The sequence below is a fragment of the Brevundimonas sp. S1H14 genome, assembly GCF_047716865.1.
GTDB classification, from domain to species: Bacteria; Pseudomonadota; Alphaproteobacteria; order Caulobacterales; family Caulobacteraceae; genus Brevundimonas; species Brevundimonas naejangsanensis.
This window is the reverse complement of record NZ_CP136679.1, coordinates 2,527,780-2,547,822: the sequence shown is the minus strand read 5'-3', so window position 1 is coordinate 2,547,822 and position 20,043 is coordinate 2,527,780. Positions and strand designations below refer to the sequence as shown.

The following is a 20,043-nucleotide window of genomic DNA, read 5'->3' as shown; positions in this document are numbered from 1 at the left end:
AGGCGCTCCACCATCGCGGCGGGCTCGGCAGCACCGCCGCCCGACCGAGGTCAGACGACCCGTTTGATCCCGGAGTAGGCGCCTTGCGTACGCACGGTGATCGTCACGGTTTCGCCGGTGCGGTTGCGCCAGAACCAGCCATGGCTGCCGGTGAAGGCGGCCGTCAGATCGCCGGTCTGGGTCTGCAACGATCCCTTTCCATAGCCATGATAGCGAAGGCCGGGGCGATCAGCGTGGGTGTCGTAGTTCACCCGGCCACCACTGCTCGTCCAGGTGAACCGCACCGTGTCGCCTTCCTGCATGTCCATCTTCAACTCGGCGCCCTGATTGGGCGCCAGCTCGATGGTGGTGACGTCCGACCGGGCACCGGCGGCGTCCGGTGGCGTGGGCGTAGCGGTCGCCTCGGCGGCGCCGGTGACCGGCGTGGCCGGAGCACCGGGAACGACGGCCACAGGGGGCGCGGCAGCGGCGGCGTCAGCTGCCGCGTCGGCCTCGGTTTCTTCGGCAAGCTGACGCTTGATCTGGCCCATGTCGGTCAGGCCCAGCAGCGAGCCGACCCGGGTGGGATCGACGCCGTATTCCGCGGGCAGCACGACGGTAACCAGGATGACACCGGCGACCGCTGCAGCGATGCCGGTAGACTTGAGAAGCTTCCCGGTGGTCGGAAGCTCCGAACGGGCGGGGCGGTTTGCATTGAACATGGCGGTTGCTCCGATCACATGACGAAGAAGCCGACGAGCTGGTAGCCCGTCAGAATGAAGCCGAGGCACATCAGCACGACGTTGGTCAGGTAGGCGTGGTTCCAGAAGCTGTTCGACCGCCGCCAGAAGCCCATGACGATTAGGATGCCGCCAAGCGCCAGCAACTGGCCGGCCTCGACCCCGATGTTGAAAGCGATCAGGTTGCCGATCAGCCCGTCGGGGGACATCTGGAAGTCTTGCAGCTTGGTGGCCAGGCCGAAGCCGTGGAACAGGCCGAAGATCAGCGTCGCCGCCTTGGTGGACGGCTGGAAGCCGAACCAGCGCTGGAAGGCGCCCATGTTGTCCAGAGCCTTGTAGACCACCGACAGGCCGATGATCGCATCGACGATGTAGCTCGAGACGCTGACGTCGGTCAGCACGCCCAGCAGCAGGGTGGACGAATGACCGATCGCGAACAGGGTCACATAGATGCTGATGTCCTTCATCCGGTAGAGGAAGAAGATCACCCCGAACAGGAACAGCAGGTGGTCGTATCCGGTGACCATGTGCTTGGCGCCCAGATAGACGAACGGCCAGAACAGGAAACCAGAAGTTTCCTGGATGTAGCCCTTGTCGCCCTCGGCGACGCCGTGGGCCAGGGCGGGGTTCAGCGCGCCTTGCAGCAGCAGGAACGCCAGCGTCAGGACCAGGGCGGTCCACGGCGAGCGAAGCCACGACCAGGAGTCGCGGCGCCGGGAAGGTGTCATGACAGACCTTTCTGTGAGGGGAGGTTCGCGGAGGGAAAAAGGAAGCGACGCCGTGCCCAGCGACGCGCGGGACGCTCCCACAAGGCATGCAGCGCGAAGGCGCCCGCCAGGGTCAGGCAAAGCAGCACTGCGGCTTCGCCGAGGCTCAAACGGTAGGCGCTGTCCAAGCCGGTCAGCATGGCCATACCGTTCTTCCAGATGATCAGGAGCGGCAGGTGGACCAGGTAGAGAGCGTAGGACGCCTCTCCCGCCTCGATCAGCGCGGGGTGGGCGAACACCTTGTCGTCGCCGGTCTTTGACAGCATCGCCAGGCTGAGGATGACCAGGCCGGACACAGCCACGATCAGCCGTTCGTCGGCGCTGATCGCCATCAGGACGACGAGCGCCAACAGGGATCCCGAAGTCGCCGTCACGGTGACGGCACGCCCCCATTCCAGCCGGGCGCCGAGCTGGTAGAGCCCGATACCGAGCAGGAACTCCGGGATGATGCGCAGCACGCCGAGAACCAGCTCGGCGTGGGTGAGCATGTCGTCGAACAGCCGCCGATAGACGGCGTCGATCCCGAGGAACAGCACCACCGCAAGGCCCAGGGTCACCCACGGATTGCGACCGCGCCGAAGGCCGATAGAGGCGAAGATCGGGAAGACCAGATAGGCCGCCCATTCCGCCGACAGCGACCACGACGGGCCGTTCCACTCATTGGCCACCGTCGCCGGAAACCAGGCGTGGACCAGCGCCAGGGCCGACAGGAATCCCGGCAGCGAGTAGCTTTCGACATTGAACCGCTGGCCCAGAACAAGGGCCAGGATCACGATAAGGCCCATCACCACCAGCATCGCCAGATGCGCCGGATAGATCCGGGCCAGGCGCGCGATCAGGAAGCGGCGGTGGTCGTACGACCCGTCGCGCACCTGGCGGCCATAGGCGTGGGCCAGGACAAAGCCTGACAGGATGAAGAAGAAGTCGACCGCCAGCCGGGCGCGCTCGATGAACGCGATCCCCGTCCCGCCTTCGGGCAGGATATTGAGCTGGTAGTGAAACAGGACGACGCCGAGGGCGAGCCAGAAGCGGATGCTGGTCAAGGCCGGCAATCGCTCCGGGAATGCTGGCGCCGACGCGAGGGGATCCACGTCGGCGCCTCCTCCGCCGTCCTTCCGGAGAAAAGCGGCGGTCATCGGGTTTCACCTTTCCGCTTGCGGATCGGCAGATGGTCGAGCCAGGCCGGGCGCCTGGGCCAATCCTGGGGACGTTCCCGGCCATGCACGAGACTGTACAGGGCCGGCAGCACCAGTAGGGTCAGAGCCGTCGAGGAGACGATGCCGCCGATGACCACGGTGGCCAGCGGACGCTGCACCTCGGCGCCGGCCCCGACGTTGACGGCCATGGGCACGAAGCCGAGGCTGGCGACCAGGGCGGTCATCAGCACGGGCCGAAGACGGGTCAGGGCGCCTTCCCGGATCGCCTCGGCGACGGGTTTGCCTTCCTCGATCAGGCCTCGAATGAAGCTGACCATGACCACGCCGTTCAGCACCGCCACGCCGGACAGGGCGATGAAGCCCACGCCGGCCGAGATCGAGAGCGGCAGATCCCGCATCGCCAGCGCCGCCACCCCGCCGGTCAGGGCCAGGGGCACGCCGGAGAAGACGATGGCGCTGTCCTTCACCGACCGAAACAGGGCGAACAGCAGGCCGAAGATCAGCAGCAGGACCGCCGGAACGACCAGTTGCAGGCGCTGTGCCGCTGAGATCAGTTGCTCGAACGTGCCGCCGTAGGTGACCCAGTAGCCAGCGGGAAGATCGACCTCGCGTTCGATGCGCTCGCGCGCCTCGGCGACGAACGAGCCCAGGTCGCGGTCCCGCACGTTGGCGGTCACGACGATCCGGCGCTTGCCGTCCTCGCGGCTGATCTGGTTCGGCCCGGTCTCCAGTGCGATCGTGGCGATCTCGCTCAAGGGGACGAACCTGCGCGGCGCCCCGTCGCCCGAAGGCAGGGGCACCTGTATCCGGCCGATCGCGTCGGTGTTGCGGCGCAGATCCTCGGGCAGGCGGACGACGATGTCGAAGCGCCGGTCTCCCTCGAAAATCTGCCCCGCCGTCGCGCCGCCCATGGAGGTGGCGATGACCGACTGAACGTCCTCGACGCTCAGGCCCAGCCGGGCGATGGCGGCCCGGTTGGGCGTGATCTGCAGCATCGGCAGGCCTGTGACCTGTTCGGCCTGGGGATCCGCTGCGCCGGGAATGGCGCCGATGATCTCCTCGATCTGCGAGCCGAGCGCGACCAGTTGCTCCAGGTCGTCGCCGTGAACCTTGATGGCCACGTCGGCGCGGACCCCCGAAAGCAGTTCGTTGAACCGCATCTGGATCGGCTGGGTGAACTCGTACTTGCTGCCCGGAATCGCGTTGACCGCCTCTTCCATCTCGCGGACGAGCTGAAGCTTCGGCTTGCGGGGATCGGGCCAGTCCTCGCGGTCCCTCAGAAGAATGAAGGTGTCCGCGACCGAGGGCGGCACGGGGTCGGTGGCTACCTCTGCGGTGCCGATCTTGGCCACCACCCGCTCCACTTCGGGGAACCGCGCCAGACGGGCCTCAAGGGCGGTCTGCATGGCGATGGCCTGGCTCAGGCTGGTGCCGGGGATGCGCAGGGCGTGCATCGCGATGTCGCCCTCGTCCAGGTTCGGCACAAACTCCGAACCCATGCGCGAGGCCCCGAAGGCGGCGATGGCGACCAGGCCGATCGCCAGCCCCACCATCAGCCGACGGGTCCGCAGGGCGAAGTCCAGGGCGGGCTGATAGCCGACCCGCGCCCAGCGCATCAGGAAGCTGTCCTTCTCATGGACCTTGCCGGTGACGAACATCGCCACCGCCGCCGGGACGAAGGTGAGGGACAGCACAAGGGCGCAGGTCAGGGCGATGACCACGGTGATGGCCATCGGATGGAACATCTTCCCTTCGACCCCGTCGAGGGCGAAGATCGGGATGTAGACCAGGGTGATGATCAGCACCCCGAACAGCGACGGCCTGATGACCTCGCTGGACGCTTCGGCCGCCAGCGAGAACCGCTCCTGACGGGTCAGCAGACGACCGTTCCGGTGCTGGGCCTCGGCGAACCGCCGCAGACAGTTCTCGACGATGATGACGGCCCCATCGACGATCAGCCCGAAGTCCAGGGCGCCCAGGCTCATGAGGTTGCCCGAGACATCCGCCCGCACCATGCCGGTGATGGTCATCAGCATGGTGATAGGGATCACCGCTGCCGTGATGATGGCTGCGCGGAAGTTCCCCAGCAGCAGGAACAGGACCACGATGACCAGCAGCGCGCCCTCGGCCAGGTTCTTCTCCACCGTATGGATGGCGCGCTCGACCAGATCGGTCCGGTCATAGACCGGCGAGGCCACCACGCCGTCGGGCAAGGCCCTGGCGGCTTCCTCCAGACGCGCGGCCGCCGCCTGGGCGACGACGCGGCTGTTCTCGCCCGCCAGCATCAGCACCGTCGCCAGAACGGTCTCCTTGCCGTTCTCGGTCGCGGCGCCGGTGCGAAGTTCTTCGCCCAGCCCGACCTCGGCGACTTCGGCGATCCGGATGGGGACGCCGCCCCGCGTGGTGATCACCACATTGGACAGGTCTTGCGCGTTGGACGCCTGACCCGGCACGCGGATCAGCCATTGTTCGCCGTAGCGCTCGACGTAGCCGGCGCCGACGTTGGCGTTGTTCCGCTCCAGCGCCTGCACCACCTCGGCCATGGTCACGCCATAGGCGGCCAGGCGTTCGGGGCGCGGGGTCACATGGTACTGCCGCTCGAAGCCGCCGATGGTGTTGACCTCGGTGACGCCGGGCGTGTTGCGCATCTGGGGACGGATCACCCAGTCCTGCAGGGTCCGCAGATCTTCCGACGTATAGGGCGTGCCATCGGCCTTGCGGGCGTCGGGGCGCGCCTCGATCGTGTACATGAAGATCTCGCCCAGCCCGGTGGCGATCGGGCCAAGCTCCGGCGACAGTCCCGGCGGCAGCTGGCCCAAGGCGCTTTGCAGGCGCTCGTTGACCAGTTGCCGGGCGCGATAGATGTCGGCGCCGTCCTCGAAGACCACCGTCACCTGGCTCAGGCCGTAGCGAGAGACCGACCGGGTGTAGGACAGGCCCGGCACGCCCGCGATGGCGGTCTCGACCGGGAAGGTGATGCGTTGTTCGGCTTCAAGGGGCGAATAGCCCGGCGCCTCCGTGTTGATCTGGATCTGGATGTTGGTGATGTCCGGCGTGGCGTCGATCGGCAGGCGCTGGAAGCTCCAGACGCCGATCGCACAGGCCAGAAGGACGAGCGCCATGACGATCCACCGGAAGCGGATCGACAGCGCGATGATGCGTTCAAGCATGTTGGCGCATCCCCCTAGTGGTCGTGGCTCGCGCCGGACTTGTCGATGTCCGCGCGAATGAGGAAGGCGCCGTCCACCACATAGGTGACGCCGGGGTCGATGCCGCCCAGGACTTCGGTCCACTCGTCGGTGCGCCGGCCCAGTTCGAGCATTCGCACCTCGTAGGTGTCGCCGACCCGGGCATAGACGACCGTGAAGTCGCGGAAGGGCTGGAGCGCGCGCGTGCGGACAGCCAGGGGAACTTCCCCCGCACCGACCTGAACCACGCCCTCGACGCCCAGACCGGGCCGCCAAACGCCACCCTGGTAGGGCAGCGCCACGTGGGCGACCAAGGTCTGACTCAGCACATCGTCAGCCGGCAGGATGGCCGCGATCGTCCCGACGGCGGTGTTCTCCCCGGCCGTGCTGCGGACCTGCACCCGCTGGCCGACCCGGACGCGTTCGGCGTCGCGGGGGTAGAGGAAGAACTCGGCGTGCAGCCGGGTCGGATCGCCGATCGTCAGCATCGGCGCGCCGTTGCCGGTGATCGCGCCCGGGTTGACGGCCTTGGCCGTGATGACCCCCGAGATCGGAGCCGTGACCGAATAGGTCTGCAGGCTCTCGCTTGATTCCACCCGCGCCACGACCTGTCCGCGCGAGACCCGCTGTCCCAACTGGACGCTCATGGAGACCACGCGCCCCGGATAGCGAGCATGAACCTCGGCCTGGCCTTCTGGCGTGATCTCGACACGTCCGGACAGCGGCAGGGTGTCGGCGAGCAGGGCGGGGCCGGTCTGCTCGGTGGTGATTCCCCCGTCCCGGGCCGCCTCGGCCGTGATCGTCGTGCGCCCTTCATAGGACGGGTAGGTCCAGTTGGAGCGCTTGCCTGAATGGACGGCGTTGACCGCCACGTCGAAAGAGTGGGGCTCGGACACCACGCCGGGACTGGTCAGGTAGTCGGCCTCGGCTGCGAAGCTGAACCGGTCCACGCTCGGCCCCAGTCGGGTCAGGGCTATGGAGGCCTGGACCTGACGCGGATCCAGCGGGCGGTCGCGCAGATAGGGATAGAGGCGGAAGATCGGCTCCGGCCCTTCCTCGAAGATGGTCACTTCAAGCGCGAAGTCGCCATCCCTGAGCATGCGGCCATTGTGCGGGCCGCGTTCATAGTCCGCCGCTGCTGCGGCCTCCGCGCCCTCGGCCTTTTCGGCGTTCTCCGGGCGTCCCCCGCAGGCCGCCAGGGCCAGGACGAGGGCGGTCATCGCCGCGCCGGAAGCGAGGCGGTAAGCGTGTGTCCGCTTCATCGTGAGATCTCCAGGCCGATCAGGTCGGCATGCGCGCCCGTCAGCCTGTCGAGGCGGGCGCGATCGTTGTGGAAAGCTTGAAGGACGGCGACCTGTCTGGCCCGTGCTTGCAGCAGGGCCGCCTGGGCGCTCATCACATCGTTGTAGGTGAAGCCGCCGCGGGCGAACCCTTCGCGGACCAGAACGACGGCGCGTTCGGCCTGGGGAATGGTGTCCTCGCCGATCCGGCGCGCCTCGCTGGCCTTGGCGGCCAGTTGAACCTGGAGCCGCAGGATTTCGCGCTCCCGCTCGATCTCGAAAGCTCTCCGGTCGGCGCGGGCGGCCAGTCCTTCGGCGCGGGCGCGGTCGATGGCACCCCGGTTCTGGTCATAGCGCTGCAAGGGCATGGAGCCGCCGAACACCAGAGCCACCTCGTTGTCCCAGATGTGCCGCACCCCCAGGGTGACGGTGGGATCTGCGATGGCCCGCGCCTGCTCGACGCGGACCTGGGCCTCGGCGATGTCTCGGCGGACGTTGAACACGGCCAGATCGGCCTGTGAGACGGCACCGGGGGCCATTCGCGACGAGGACGTGTCCTCGAAGGCGTCGTCGCCCAGCACGAAGGCGGGTTGCCCGTCCCAGAACTTGGCCAGATTGATCCGCGCGATCCGGAGCGCGATTTCGGCCTGATCGAAGTCGATCTGGGCCTGGGCTAGGTCCGCCTCGGCGCGGGCACCCGCGAACAGCGGATCGCGCGCCGCATCGACACGCCGTTGCACCTCTGTCGAGAAGCTCTCGGCCAGCTCCAGCCGCTCTCGAGCGATGTCGAGCACCGCTTCGGCGGCCAGAGCTTCGGCCCAGGCCCGCTGAACCAGCTCCAGGCGGTCCAGAAGCGCGGTGCGCGCCTCGGCCGCCACCAAACCGCCTTCACTGCGGGCCAGCGCCGCGCGTGCGGCGCGGTCGCCGCCCCGTTCCAGCCTTTGCTCTATGGTCAGAGTGGTTTCGGTACGGTCGAGGAAGTCACCTCCGCCCAGGGTGGGCAGATTCTCGACCATGACGCCGACAGACGGATTCGGGCGCACATCGGCCTGGCGGACGCCGGCCTCTGCGGCCGCCAGTCGCGCCTCGACGCCGGCGCGGGCCGGATCGAAACCTGTCGCCCGCAAGAGAGCTTCCCGCAGCGACAGCACGGGCAGGGTATCCCCGGACGAGACGGGGGGCGGCGACGCCTGGGCGTACGCCGGGGGAGACGCCAGGGGCGCTCCAAGGGCGAGCGCGAGCGCAGACAAGGCTGCGGCGCGCACCCGCCGTCCGGCAAGGCCGGACATGGGGTATTTCAATGGAGATTCTCCAGAACAGGACGCGCACGGCCGGAAGGCCGCGCAGGATCAGCTTTTCAGTCGATCAGGCGTGCTGTTTGGGAGGGTGTAGAGGGCCGTCGCCGTGCGCGCCTGGCGGCAGGATGCCGGCCCCGGGTCCCGCGTTGACGGGACGGGCGTGCAGGGCGTCGGCCGGGTGCGGCGGTGACGTCAGGGCGACATGGATGTCGCCGCCGCTATGGTGATGATGTGTCAGGGGGGCGTCGGAATCCTCCCCGGCCGCTGCGTCCAGGGAATCGGCCGTATCCGGCGCGGAATCGTGATCATGACCATGATCTTCATGAGCGTGATCTTCGGGAGCGTTGGCGTAACTGACGCCCGGGAACTCCAGGGCATGCGACACGCGGTGCTGCGCCTGGCTGACGCCAGCGCCCTGCATCGCGACCACCAGGGTCACGGCAAGGCCGACGCAGACAAGACGAAGCAGGCGGTGCACGGGTCAGACTCCCTCCGGCGCGAACCCTATGCTGATCCCGCCCCCCGGCACAACGCCCGAAACGCCGCAAGCCCCACATCCTCGCTCGATTCGGCTGATGGCGACGCCCAGCGGATATTGTAACGCATTGCCAAGTCGTCGGGATTGGAAGTATCGAGCGCGAGATGACCTGGTCGATGGCGACATGGGCGAAGCTTTTGGTGGCGATGACGCTTGTCTTCGCTGCGTTCTTCTTTGCGCCCGCCGTCGACGCTGCGACCTGCCTGCCGGAGCCGCCCGCAGCTCATGCGGCCGTCGATCACGGCCAGAATGACGGCGACCACAGCGGCAAGTCCGGTGGTCACGGGATCTGCTCCCACGGACACTGCCACCACACCTCCACGGCCCGTCACGGTGCTGTGGACTCCATCGCTCCGTCGTTCGGCGAGCCTCCGCTGCAATCCGGCGGGCAGGACGATTTCGTGGCGTCGTTCAATCCCGACGGCCTGAAGCGACCGCCCAGAGTTTGACCGAAGTCCTGCGCCCGAGCGGGCGCGCCTTCGTGATCAGAAATCTGGAAATGGAACATGTCTCCCACATTTCGCCGGCGACCGCGTCTCGCGGTCGGCTGCGCGCTCGTCGCCCTCACGGCGACCCTGGCCAGTCCCGCTTGGGCTGACCCTGCCCCGACGTATGGCCAGTTGCTCGCGCAGCTGGACCAGACCCCCGCCACGCTGGAAGCGGGCGCCAATTCCGACGCCGCCGAAGCCCGCGTGCGTCAGGCCCGCGTGCGTCCTAACCCTGTGCTCGGGCTCGATCTCGAGAATGCGTTCGGCACAGGCCCATTCTCGGGGATCGACAACGCCGACGCGACGCTGGCGCTGAGCCAGGATCTCGAACTCTGGGGACGTCGCTCGTCGAGGATCGCCGCCGCGCGCGCTGAAGCCGGCGCCGTCGGTCTTCAGCGCGACCTCGCGGTCGTCGATGCAGCGGGACGCCTGGCGCTCGTCTATGCCGAAGCCGAGGTCGCGCAACGTCGCGCGACCCTGGCTGAGGAGACGCTGAGCCTCACCGTTGCGGACGCCCGAGCCGCGCTCGCCCTCGTCGAGGAAGGTCGCGAACCTCTGTTGCGGGGGATCCAGGGAGAGGCCGAAGCCGCCAGCGCACGAGCGGCGCTGGACGAGGCCCAGGCCGAGCGTGACGCGGCCTACGCCCGCCTCACGGCGGTAGCCATGATCCCGGTACCCGTCACCAGCATCGAAGCGAGCCTGCTAGATGCGGCGCCGACGACTGTCGCGTCCGCAGCCAGCGACGCGCCGACCGTTCGTGTCGCCGAAGCGCAACGGACAGCTGCGGAGCGACGGATCGATGTCCAGCGCGCCGAGGCCCGGCCAGACATCAACGCGAGTGTGGGCATTCGCCGCTTCGAGGCGGAGGATGCGACAGCGCTGACCTTCGGTATCAGCATGCCGCTGCCACTGTTCGACCGGAACCGGGGGAACATTGAGGCGGCGCAAGCCGAATTCCGCGCTGCGGACGCCCGGCTGCTCACTGCACGGCAGGAGGCCCAGGCCGACCGCGCCGCCGCCGTGGCCCGGCTCGCCGCGTCCGTCAGCCGTGTCCGCGCCGCCGATGGCGGCGTGACGGCCGCCGAGGAAGCCTACCGCCTATCGCGGATCGGCTTCGAGGCCGGGCGCATCTCCCAGATCGAGCTGCGCGTCACCCGAACCGCCCTCGTCAACGCGCGGTCTGCCGCCGTCGACGCTCGCCTTGCGCGTGTCCGCGCCGAGATCGACCTCGCGCGCCTGGACGGTCGCGCCCCCTTCCAAGGAGCCCAGTGATGCGCAAGCGCACATCCAACAAGACCCTGTTGATTGGCGGCGTCGCCGCCCTGGTCATTCTCGGCGGCGGCGGCCTCTGGCTGGCGACCCGGGGCTCCGATCCGGCGACGCCCGCCGCAGCGGAGGGCGAAGCTGGCCACGCCGAGGGCGAGGCGGGCCACGCGGAAGGTGAGGCTGGTCACGCCGAGGAAGCCGAAGCGCCCGAGGGGCGGGTCGAACTGTCGGCGGCGCAGGTCCAGGCTGCCGGCATCACGGTTGTGAGTGTCGGTTCGGGCGGCGGCGCGGAGACCCGCCTCGCCGGTCGCGTCGAGCCCATGGTCGACTCCCGTGCCGCTGTCGCCGCGGCGGTCGGTGGTCGCGTCGAACGCGTGCTCGTCGCTCCAGGCCAGTCGGTTCGAGTCGGACAGCCGCTCGTCAGCCTCGTTAGCGGGGAGGCGGCCACATTCCGGGCCGACGCCGATGCCGCTGCAGCCTCCGCCGAGGCCGCGCGTCAGGCCTATCAGCGGAATCGCAACCTGTCCGAACAGGGGGTGGTCGCCCGCCAGGAGGTCGAGGCCTCCCGGGCGCAGCTTCTCAGCGCAGAGGCGGCGACCCGCGCCGCGCGGGCGCGCTCTGCGGCCGCAGGATCGCCCAATGCGTCAGGACGGCTCAGCGTGACCAGCCCGATCTCGGGCGTGGTCAGCAATGTGCAGGTCGGACCGGGCGGCTTCGTCGCCCAGGGCGGCGTGGTCGCCGAAGTGTCCAACCCGGCCCGCGTCGAGATGGTGTTCAACGCACCGCCGGCCCTGGCCGCCAACGTCCGTCCTGGCGCGGCGATGCGGGTGACCGGGCCGTCCGGCGAGTTCGACGCCGTCGTCACCGGGGTCGCCGCGGACGCGGGTCTGAACGAGAGCGGAGCGACGGTCATCCGCGCGCGGCCAACCTCCGGGACCCTGCCGCCGGCGGGCTCTGCCGTGTCCGGCTCGGTCGTCACCGGTCAAGCGACCGCAGGCGGCATGACCGTGCCGTCCGAGGCGGTCCAGACCGTCGACGGAAACACTGTCGTCTTCGTCCAGGTCGAGGGCGGCTTCCAGGCCACCCAAGTGCTCGCCGGCCGTCAGGCCGCCGGGCGCACCGAGATCCTTCGCGGCCTCACGGGCTCGGAGCGTATCGCCTCCACCAACGCCTTCCTGCTCAAGGCCGAACTGGCCAAGGGCGAGGCCGAGCACGGTCACTAAGGGGGCGATCGCATGTTCAAATTCATCATCGAGGCCTCGGTCAAGTTCCGATGGTTCGTGGTTCTCGCCACGGCCCTCGTCTCGGCCTGGGGTCTGTTCCAGCTGACCAAGCTGCCCATCGACGCCGTGCCGGACATCACCAACCGGCAAGTCCAGATCAACACCATCGCCCCGGCGCTCGCGCCGGAGCAGATGGAACGACAGGTCACCTATCCACTCGAAACCGCCATGGCCGGCATTCCCGGCCTCCAGAGCACCCGCTCCCTGAGCCGCAACGGCTTCAGCCAGGTCACGGTCATCTTCACCGACCAGACCGACATCTACTTCGCCCGCCAGCAGGTGGCCGAACGGATGGCCCAGGCCCGGGAGAACCTGCCCGAAGGCGTCGAGCCGGGCCTGGCTCCGATCACCACGGGCCTCGGCGAAGTGCTGATGTGGACGGTCGACTACAAGCCGTTCAACTCCCAGAACCTCGCCAAACCGGGTGAGCCCGGCTGGCAGGCCGGCGGCGCCTATCTGACCCCGGAAGGGGAGCTTCTGACCACGCCGCAGGCGCGGGCGACCTATCTGCGCACCGTTCAGGACTGGATCATCGCCCCGCGCATGCGCACGGCGGCTGGTCTGGCCGGCGTGGACGTCAACGGCGGCTATGTGAAGGAGTTCGCGGTCCGTCCCGACGCGGCGAAGCTGGCCAGCTATGGTCTGGGGCTCAGCGATCTGATCCTGGCGCTGGAGAACGCCAACACCCAGGCGGGCGCCGGCTATGTCCAGCGCTCGGGTGAAGCCCTGACCGTCCGCACCGACGCCCTGGCACAGACCATTCCGGATCTGGCCCAGGCCCCTGTCGTCAACCGTAACGGTCTGGTCGTCCGCGTCGCCGATGTCGCCACCGTCGAGGTGGGGCAGGCGCCGCGTCTCGGCGGCGCAAGCCGCGACGGCCACGAAGCCGTCATCGGCACGGCCCTGATGCTGGCGGGCGGCAACAGCCGCACCGTCGCCCAAGCTGCGGCCGAACGTCTTGAGGAAGTCGGCGCCAGCCTGCCGCCGAGCATCGTCGCCGAGCCGGTCCTGAACCGCAGCGCGCTGGTCAACAAGACCATCGCGACCGTGGCTCGGAACCTGACCGAGGGCGCGCTGCTGGTGATCGTAGTGCTTTTCCTGCTGCTCGGGAATATTCGCGCCGCCAGCATCACCGCGCTGATGATCCCGATCAGCTTCCTGTTCGCCATTATCGGCATGAACCGGTTCGGGATCAGCGGTAACCTGATGAGCCTGGGCGCGCTGGACTTCGGCCTTCTGGTCGATGGCGCGGTCATCGTCGTCGAGAGCACTTTGCTGATGCTGTCGCAGAAGCGGATCGAGGTCGGTCGGGCGCTGACGCGCAAAGAGCGCCTGAGCGTCGCTGCGGCCGCAGCGATGAAGATGGTCAAGCCGGCGGCGTTCGGTCAGCTGATCATCCTGCTCGTCTTCACACCCCTGCTGATGCTCGAGGGGGTGGAGGGCAAGACCTTCATTCCGATGGGCGCCACCGTCATGCTGGCCCTCGTCGGGGCTTTCATCTTCTCCTTCACCTTCGTGCCGGCGATGACGGCGCTGCTGGTGCGCGAGCCGAAGAAGATCGATGTGGACGAGCACGGTCACGCGCACGAGCACGAGACCTTCATCATCCGTTGGGTCCGCCGCTGGGCCGAACCGGCGATCCGGGCGGCCGTCAGCCGTCCCAAGATCGTTCTGATCGCGGCGCTGGGCGCGCTGGCGGTGGGCGGCGTGGCTTTCACCACCCTCGGCCGGGAGTTCATCCCGACGCTGGACGAGGGCGACATCGCCATGCAGGCGCTGCGCGTTCCGTCGGCCTCGCTCGAACAGTCCCTCGCCATGCAGATGGCGATCGAGCGGGCCATCGCGGCCCAGCCGGAAGTGAAGACGATCTTCGCCCGGACCGGCACCGCCGAGGCGGCCGTTGACCCTATGCCGCCGAACATCTCCGACGCGGTCATCATCCTGAAGGACCGCAAGGAATGGCCGGATCCGCGGTTGGAGAAGGAGGAGCTGATCGCGCGGTTCGAGGAACTGGCCTCGGCCCAACTCGGCAACAGCTTCGAGTTCAGCCAGCCGATCGAACTCCGGTTCAACGAACTTATCTCGGGCGTGCGGACCGACCTGGCGGTCATGGTCTATGGCGATGACTTCACCCAGTTGCAGGCCTCGGCCGACCAAGTGGCGAATGTCCTGCGAAGCACCCCGGGATCGGCAGACGTGCGGGTCGAACAGGCCTCCGGCCTGCCGACCCTGACGGTCAGCGTCGATCGTTTCGCGGCGGCCAACTACGGCCTGTCCGCAGCGGAGGTCTCCAACGCCGTCTCCGCGGCCATCGGCGGCGCCGAGGCGGGGCAAATTTTCGAAGGCGACCGTCGCTTTGACGTGGTGGTTCGTCTGGCGGATGAGGCCCGCAACGACCCGGCGGCGCTCGCTGCGCTTCCGATCACGACGACGACCGGCGTTACGGTGCCCCTGTCCTCGGTCGCCCGCATCCAGATCGCGGAAGGCCAGAACCAGATCAGCCGTAACGACGGTAGCCGGCGCATGGTGGTCCAGGCCAATGTGCGCGGGCGCGATCTGGGCGGCTTCGTCACGGACGCCCAGGCGCGCGTGCAGGAACAGGTTCAACTCCCGGCGGGCTACTCCCTGACCTGGGGCGGCCAGTTCGAGAACCTGAAGCGGGCCGAGCAGCGGCTGGGTCTGGTTATTCCGGTCGTCTTCATCCTGATCGGCATCCTGCTGTTCATGGCCCTGGGCTCGTTCGCGGAGGCCGGTCTGGTCTTCGCCTGCGTGCCTCTGGCCCTGGTCGGCGGGGCGTTGGCCTTGCTGTTGAGGGGCATGCCCTTCTCGGTGTCCGCAGCAGTCGGCTTCATCGCCGTCTCCGGCGTGGCGACGTTGAACGGCTTGGTCCTGATGCAGGCGATTCGCGAACGGCTCCAGGCCGGGGCGGAACCCATGGTCGCGGCCATTGAAGGGGCCTCCAGCCGTCTGCGGGCGGTCCTGACCACGGCCCTGGTAGCGATCGTCGGTTTCATTCCGATGGCGATCGCCCACGGAGCCGGCGCCGAGGTGCAGAAGCCTCTGGCGACCGTGGTCATCGGCGGTCTTCTGACCGCCACGGCCCTCACCCTCCTGGTCCTGCCCACCTTCGCGGCCAAGGCTGTGAAGCACCGCGCCGCGGAAGGACTGGAGGAATGAACGGGGGCCACGACACGGAGCAGGTCCAGCGCCGTATCCTGCTGGCGGTTCTGGCCCTAAACGCTCTGCTGTTCGTGGGCCTGGGAGTCGGCGGCCTCGCCGCCGACTCCAGCGCCCTGCTGGCCAACGCCGTGGACAACGGATCCGACGCGGCCGTCTATCTGATCAGCTTCCTCGCCGTAGGCCGGGCGCTGATTTGGAAGACCCGTGCCGCCCAGGCTTCCGGCGTGATGCTGCTGATCTTCTCGGTGCTGGTTCTGCTCGACGCCCTGCGTCGGTCACTGACCGGGACCGAGCCGGTCGGTCCCACGATGATGGTCCTCGCCGTCGTGGCGGCGGTCATCAACCTGATATGTCTTCTGCTCATTCGTCGCCAGCACAGCGGCGACGTCAACATGAAGGCCGCCGAGACCTTCAGCCTGAACGACTTCGCCTCCAACGGCGGCATCCTTGTCGCCGGAGGTCTCGTGATGTGGCTGAACCAGTCATGGCCCGACCTGCTGGTCGGCGTGCTGGTGGCCGCCATCGCCGCCAAGGGCGGCATCGATATTCTCCGCGACGCCCGCACGGCGAGCCGCGAGCCCGAGGATCCAATCCCATGAGCCCGACCCTGATCGACATCGCTGCCGTGCAGCGGTGGCGGAAGCTCTTCATCGCCGCCGCGCTGTTCGCCCTTCTGACTTGGACCGCGCTGGTGAAGGCCCAGCCGGCGCTCGAACACCCCGTCGAACATCTGGGTCTGATCGCGATCATGGCGTGCGTGATCGGTCGGGCCTGGTGTTCCCTCTATATCGGCGGCCGCAAGAAGCAGGAGATCGTGTCGAGCGGTCCCTACTCGCTGTGCCGCAATCCGCTCTACGTCTTCAGCTTCGTCGGCGCCTTCGGCGTGGGGGCGCAGACCGGAAGCCTCAGCGTCGGCGTGACCTTCGCCGTGGCGTGCTGGGCCGTCTTCCGCATCGTCGCCGCCCGAGAGGAGACGTTCCTCAAGACCGCCTTCGGCGATGAATATCGGGCCTATTGCGCGCGGACGCCCCGGTTCATGCCGGACCTGCGGCTCTGGCGCGACGAGACCGAACTGGCCGTTCGCCCGGCCTTCTTCCTCAGGACGGTCCGGGACGGCTTGGTCTTCCTGCTGGCGCTGCCGGTGTTCGAGGGCCTGGAGCACCTCCAGAATCTCGGGTGGCTCGACGCCATGATCTCGCTGCCTTGATCGGAAGGGGCGGCGATGAACCGGAAACGATGGGTCACTCTCCTAAGCGCCGTCCTCGCCTTGGGCGCCTTCGCCGCAGGGGCAGCGGCCCAGCGCGCCGGTCTTCTCCTGCCCGATCGCTCGTCCTTCACCCGTGACGCCTCCTGAGGAGCCCGATCATGTCCAAGACGCTTCGTCTCAACATCCCTGTTCTGCTTCCCGACGCCCCCGACAGCCAGGATGGTTGTGTGGGACGGCTGATCGCTCTCGTCCGAGCCGAACCCGGCATCTTGGAGGCGCACCTCGTCGAAGGCGCCGAAGGCGCGGAGCTGTGCATCCACTATGATCCGGACCAGCTGTCGCTCGCCCAGGTCCGCCGGCGCGCCCGGCAAGCCGGGGCGGAGGTCAGCGAGCACTTCGGCCATCTCTCGGGACGGGTGGACGGTGTTCGGCATGCGCGACACGCCCGCACGCTCGCGGCCGCGCTCGCCGACGAACCCGGAGTGATCGAAGCCGCCCTGGATGCCGCCGGCGCGATCCGCCTCGAATTCGATCTCGAGAAGACCAACCGGGACGCGCTGATCGCCCGGCTCGCCTCGCACGGGCTGAGCCTCCAGGGCGAGGCCGGGAGCGTCGCACTCCCGGATGGGGAAGGGGAGGCGAAACCTCCGATCGCCGCCTCGACCCGTGATCCGGACCACGGTCACGATCACAGTCATAGCCCGGACGACGGACACGATCACGGCCACGCCGAAGGCGACGGTCACGGCCACGGCCACGGTGGTTTTCTCGGGCCGAATACGGAGCTGATCTTCGCCCTCGGGAGCGGCGTGACTCTCGGGCTAGGCTGGATCATCGAGACCTTCATCCCCGCCTTGCCCGAATGGCTACCGTTCGGCCTTTTCCTCGTCGCCTACGCCCTCGGGGGCTGGTTCACGGTCGGGGAGGCGATCGGCAACCTGCGGCGCAAGCGGTTCGAGATCGACACCCTGATGCTCGTGGCGGCGGCGGGCGCGGCGGCACTCGGCGCCTGGGCGGAAGGCGCGCTGCTTCTCTTCCTGTTCAGCCTCGGTCACGCGCTCGAACACTACGCCATGGGCCGCGCCAAGAAGGCGATCGAGGCGCTGGCGGCGCTCGCTCCACGCACCGCCCATGTGCGGCGAGGCGACGAGGTCGTCGAGATTCCCGTCGAGCAGCTGGAGGTCGGCGACGTCGTTGTGGTCCGGCCCAACGAGCGGCTGCCGGCCGACGGCTTCGTCGTGAAGGGAACCACAAGCGTCAACCAGGCCCCCGTCACCGGCGAAAGCATTCCCGTCGACAAACAGCCTGTCGAGAGCCCCGAGGCGGCGCGGGCGAGGCCGTCGGCGGTGTCGTCGGCCTCGGTCGTCTTCGCGGGCACGATCAACGGCGGCGGCGCCATCGAGATCGAGGCGACCCGACGCTCCAATGACACCACCCTCGCCAAGGTGGTGCGGATGGTCAGCGAGGCCGAGACCCAGAAGTCGCCGACGCAGCGCTTCACCGATCGGTTCGAGCGGGTCTTCGTGCCGCTGGTTCTCGGCCTGGCCTTCGTCCTGTTGTTCGCCTGGGTCGTCGTAGACGAGCCGTTCCGCGACAGCTTCTATCGGGCGATGGCCGTCCTGGTGGCCGCGAGCCCGTGCGCCCTGGCCATTGCCACGCCCAGCGCGGTTCTGTCCGGGGTGGCGCGCGCGGCTCGGGCCGGCGTTCTGGTCAAGGGCGGCGCGCCGCTCGAGAATCTCGGCGCGCTCGACGCGATCGCCTTCGACAAGACCGGCACCCTGACCGAAGGTCGGCCGCGGATCACTGACGTGGTTCCGTTCGGACAGACCTCTGAAAGCGAGCTCCTGGAGATCGCGGTCGCCGTCGAACGGCTCAGCGACCATCCCCTAGCCGAGGCGATCGTCCGGGATGGCAGCCAGCGCCTCGTCGCAGCGCCGGTGCGCACCGCCTCCGATCTGCGCAGTCTGACCGGCAAGGGCGTCACCGCGCGTCTCGATGATCAGGACATCTGGATCGGCAAGCCCGAGATGTTCGGCGAAGACGCAATCGCGCCGCTGGGGCCCGATGCGGAGATCGCCGTCGCGGCGCTGCGCGATCAAGGACGAACCTTGATGGTGATCCGGCGCGGGACGCGGGACCTCGGCGTGATCGGCCTGCTGGATACTCCGAGGGCGAAGGCCCGCGAAACGCTGACGGCGCTGCGAGCGCTGGGCATCCGCCGGATGATCATGATCTCGGGCGATCACCAGAAGGCCGCCCAGGCCGTCGCCGGACAGGTCGGTCTGACCGAGGCCTGGGGCGATCTGATGCCCGAGGACAAGGTTGACGCGATCAAGAAACTGCGGGGCGAAACCAGGGTCGCCATGGTCGGGGACGGGGTCAACGATGCGCCGGCCATGGCCACGGCCACCGTCGGGATCGCCATGGGTGCGGCCGGGTCGGACGTGGCCCTGGAGACGGCCGACGTCGCCTTGATGGCGGACGACCTCTCCAAGCTTCCCTTCACCATCGGGCTCAGCCGCCAGACCCGCCGCATCATCCGCCAGAACCTGTTCGTGAGCCTGGGCGTCGTCGCCTTCCTCGTGCCGGCGACGATCTTCGGACTCGGCATCGGACCGGCGGTCGCCCTGCACGAGGGCTCGACCCTGCTGGTCGTCTTCAACGCGCTGCGTCTGCTGGCTTGGCGCGATCCCCGCGGCGCCGACTGAAGCGCCCTGAACCGAAAGGAAATCCCATGAAACGTCTTGGATGGGTCGGCGTCATCGCCGGCTTCCTGCTGGTCTCGGCCTTCGCCTTCGGTGTGCTCTCCCGCCAGGGTCGGCCGACCTCGGAAGCCGTCGCGGTGGATGCGCGGCCGATCGATCAGCACGCGGGCCACACGGATGCCCCCGCGGACAGTCCCTCGACCCGCTCGTTCAAGGAGGCGAACGAGCGAATGCACGCCGCCATGAACATCGACTACAGCGGCGACGCCGATGTCGATTTCATGCGCGGGATGATCGCCCACCACGAGGGCGCGGTCGCCATGGCCCGGATCGCGCTGGATCAAGGCAGCGACCCTGAGGTGAGGGGACTGGCGCAGGAGATCGTTCGCACCCAGGAGGCGGAGATTGTCCGCATGCGGGTGTGGCTCGCCAACAGGGCGGCACAGCCGGCCGGTTCCGCAGGTTGAGCGATGGGGGGGAAGCGATCGCCCATTCGAAGCGTGGCACCGCGTTGGCGCCCGGGCCGGTACAAGCCGCGTATGCGCTCAAACCGGCGGAAGGAAGAGCCGTTCCGACCCGTCAGGGACAGCCTGATCGCCCTGGGTGCGAGCCTCGTCGCGGCCCTCATCGTCTTCTGCCTCGCCGTGCCCGTCGCAGCGGTCTATCGTATCCCGGTCTTCCTCTCCTTCGGGGGCATCATGCTGTTCCTTACAGCCGCGACCTACCGGCTCGGGAGAAAAGGGCAGGCTGGCCGGGTCATGGCCGGGATTATGGCGGGGGTTTGCGTGCTGGTGAGCGGCGTCCTCTTTCTGGCCCGTGATCAACTGAACTTCAGCACTCACAACCACTCGCATCCGGCCGCTTCGGCGAGCGCGGCGGAGCGGTGACGGGCGCAGGGGGAGGGGAGCCGCCACGACCGGCGCGGATCTATGGCAAGGGTTTCGCGGCTAGGCTCAGGACCCACTGA

The 20,043-nt window shown here is 68.3% G+C and carries 16 protein-coding genes; 9 read left to right on the top strand and 7 right to left on the bottom strand.

The genetic code is table 11. The features are described 5' to 3' along the window. Nucleotides 1-50: 50 nt before the first annotated feature. The 7 genes from RSD66_RS12340 to RSD66_RS12310 form a co-directional block, all read right to left on the bottom strand. Nucleotides 51-701 carry a hypothetical protein gene (locus RSD66_RS12340; RefSeq protein ID WP_017504219.1) on the bottom strand — a complete coding sequence of 217 codons (651 nt, stop codon included), beginning with the start codon at nt 699-701 and terminating at the stop codon, nt 51-53. Nucleotides 702-715: 14 nt separating this feature from the next. After that, complete coding sequence (locus tag RSD66_RS12335; RefSeq protein ID WP_017504218.1) at nt 716-1,447, bottom strand: HupE/UreJ family protein; 732 nt, start codon at nt 1,445-1,447, stop codon at nt 716-718. Then, complete coding sequence (locus tag RSD66_RS12330) at nt 1,444-2,622, bottom strand: acyltransferase family protein (RefSeq protein WP_017504217.1); 1,179 nt, start codon at nt 2,620-2,622, stop codon at nt 1,444-1,446. Before RSD66_RS12330 ends, RSD66_RS12335 begins: the two co-directional genes overlap by 4 nt. Beyond that, on the bottom strand, nt 2,619-5,813 hold the full coding sequence (locus RSD66_RS12325) for an efflux RND transporter permease subunit (protein WP_017504216.1): 3,195 nt from the start codon (nt 5,811-5,813) through the stop codon (nt 2,619-2,621). Before RSD66_RS12325 ends, RSD66_RS12330 begins: the two co-directional genes overlap by 4 nt. A gap of 14 nt (nt 5,814-5,827) precedes the next feature. Beyond that, the gene (locus RSD66_RS12320) at nt 5,828-7,093 is read right to left on the bottom strand and encodes an efflux RND transporter periplasmic adaptor subunit (protein ID WP_026108277.1); all 1,266 of its coding nucleotides are present in this window, start codon (nt 7,091-7,093) and stop codon (nt 5,828-5,830) included. Continuing rightward, complete coding sequence (locus RSD66_RS12315; protein WP_081600450.1) at nt 7,090-8,400, bottom strand: TolC family protein; 1,311 nt, start codon at nt 8,398-8,400, stop codon at nt 7,090-7,092. Before RSD66_RS12315 ends, RSD66_RS12320 begins: the two co-directional genes overlap by 4 nt. Nucleotides 8,401-8,476: 76 nt before the next feature. Then, complete coding sequence (locus RSD66_RS12310; RefSeq protein ID WP_081600449.1) at nt 8,477-8,887, bottom strand: hypothetical protein; 411 nt, start codon at nt 8,885-8,887, stop codon at nt 8,477-8,479. Nucleotides 8,888-9,051: 164 nt separating this feature from the next. Between RSD66_RS12310 and RSD66_RS12305 the strand changes: the two genes are divergently transcribed. The 9 genes from RSD66_RS12305 (at nt 9,052) to RSD66_RS12265 (ending at nt 19,963) form a co-directional block, all read left to right on the top strand. After that, entirely contained in the window at nt 9,052-9,396 is a 345-nt protein-coding gene (locus RSD66_RS12305; protein WP_017504212.1) for a hypothetical protein, read from the top strand. Between the two features lie 57 nt (nt 9,397-9,453). Continuing rightward, the gene (locus RSD66_RS12300) at nt 9,454-10,707 is read left to right on the top strand and encodes a TolC family protein (RefSeq protein ID WP_026108275.1); all 1,254 of its coding nucleotides are present in this window, start codon (nt 9,454-9,456) and stop codon (nt 10,705-10,707) included. Continuing rightward, nucleotides 10,707-11,924: an efflux RND transporter periplasmic adaptor subunit gene (locus tag RSD66_RS12295; RefSeq protein ID WP_415288027.1), complete on the top strand. Its 1,218-nt coding sequence runs from the start codon at nt 10,707-10,709 to the stop codon at nt 11,922-11,924. The genes RSD66_RS12300 and RSD66_RS12295 overlap by 1 nt, the downstream gene beginning before the upstream one ends. Before the next feature lie 12 nt (nt 11,925-11,936). Further along, nucleotides 11,937-15,161, top strand: coding sequence for an efflux RND transporter permease subunit (locus RSD66_RS12290; RefSeq protein WP_415288025.1), 3,225 nt, complete (start codon nt 11,937-11,939; stop codon nt 15,159-15,161). Further along, nucleotides 15,158-15,763 carry a cation transporter gene (locus tag RSD66_RS12285; RefSeq protein ID WP_415288023.1) on the top strand — a complete coding sequence of 202 codons (606 nt, stop codon included), beginning with the start codon at nt 15,158-15,160 and terminating at the stop codon, nt 15,761-15,763. Before RSD66_RS12290 ends, RSD66_RS12285 begins: the two co-directional genes overlap by 4 nt. Beyond that, on the top strand, nt 15,760-16,371 hold the full coding sequence (locus tag RSD66_RS12280) for a methyltransferase family protein (protein ID WP_017504207.1): 612 nt from the start codon (nt 15,760-15,762) through the stop codon (nt 16,369-16,371). Before RSD66_RS12285 ends, RSD66_RS12280 begins: the two co-directional genes overlap by 4 nt. Before the next feature lie 158 nt (nt 16,372-16,529). Next, nucleotides 16,530-19,079 (top strand): heavy metal translocating P-type ATPase, encoded by a 2,550-nt coding sequence (locus RSD66_RS12275; RefSeq protein WP_017504206.1) that lies wholly within the window; start codon nt 16,530-16,532, stop codon nt 19,077-19,079. Nucleotides 19,080-19,105: 26 nt separating this feature from the next. After that, nucleotides 19,106-19,543: a DUF305 domain-containing protein gene (locus RSD66_RS12270; RefSeq protein WP_017504205.1), complete on the top strand. Its 438-nt coding sequence runs from the start codon at nt 19,106-19,108 to the stop codon at nt 19,541-19,543. A 72-nt stretch (nt 19,544-19,615) separates the two neighbouring features. Then, nucleotides 19,616-19,963: a hypothetical protein gene (locus tag RSD66_RS12265; RefSeq protein ID WP_017504204.1), complete on the top strand. Its 348-nt coding sequence runs from the start codon at nt 19,616-19,618 to the stop codon at nt 19,961-19,963. The last annotated feature ends 80 nt before the right edge of the window (nt 19,964-20,043 follow it).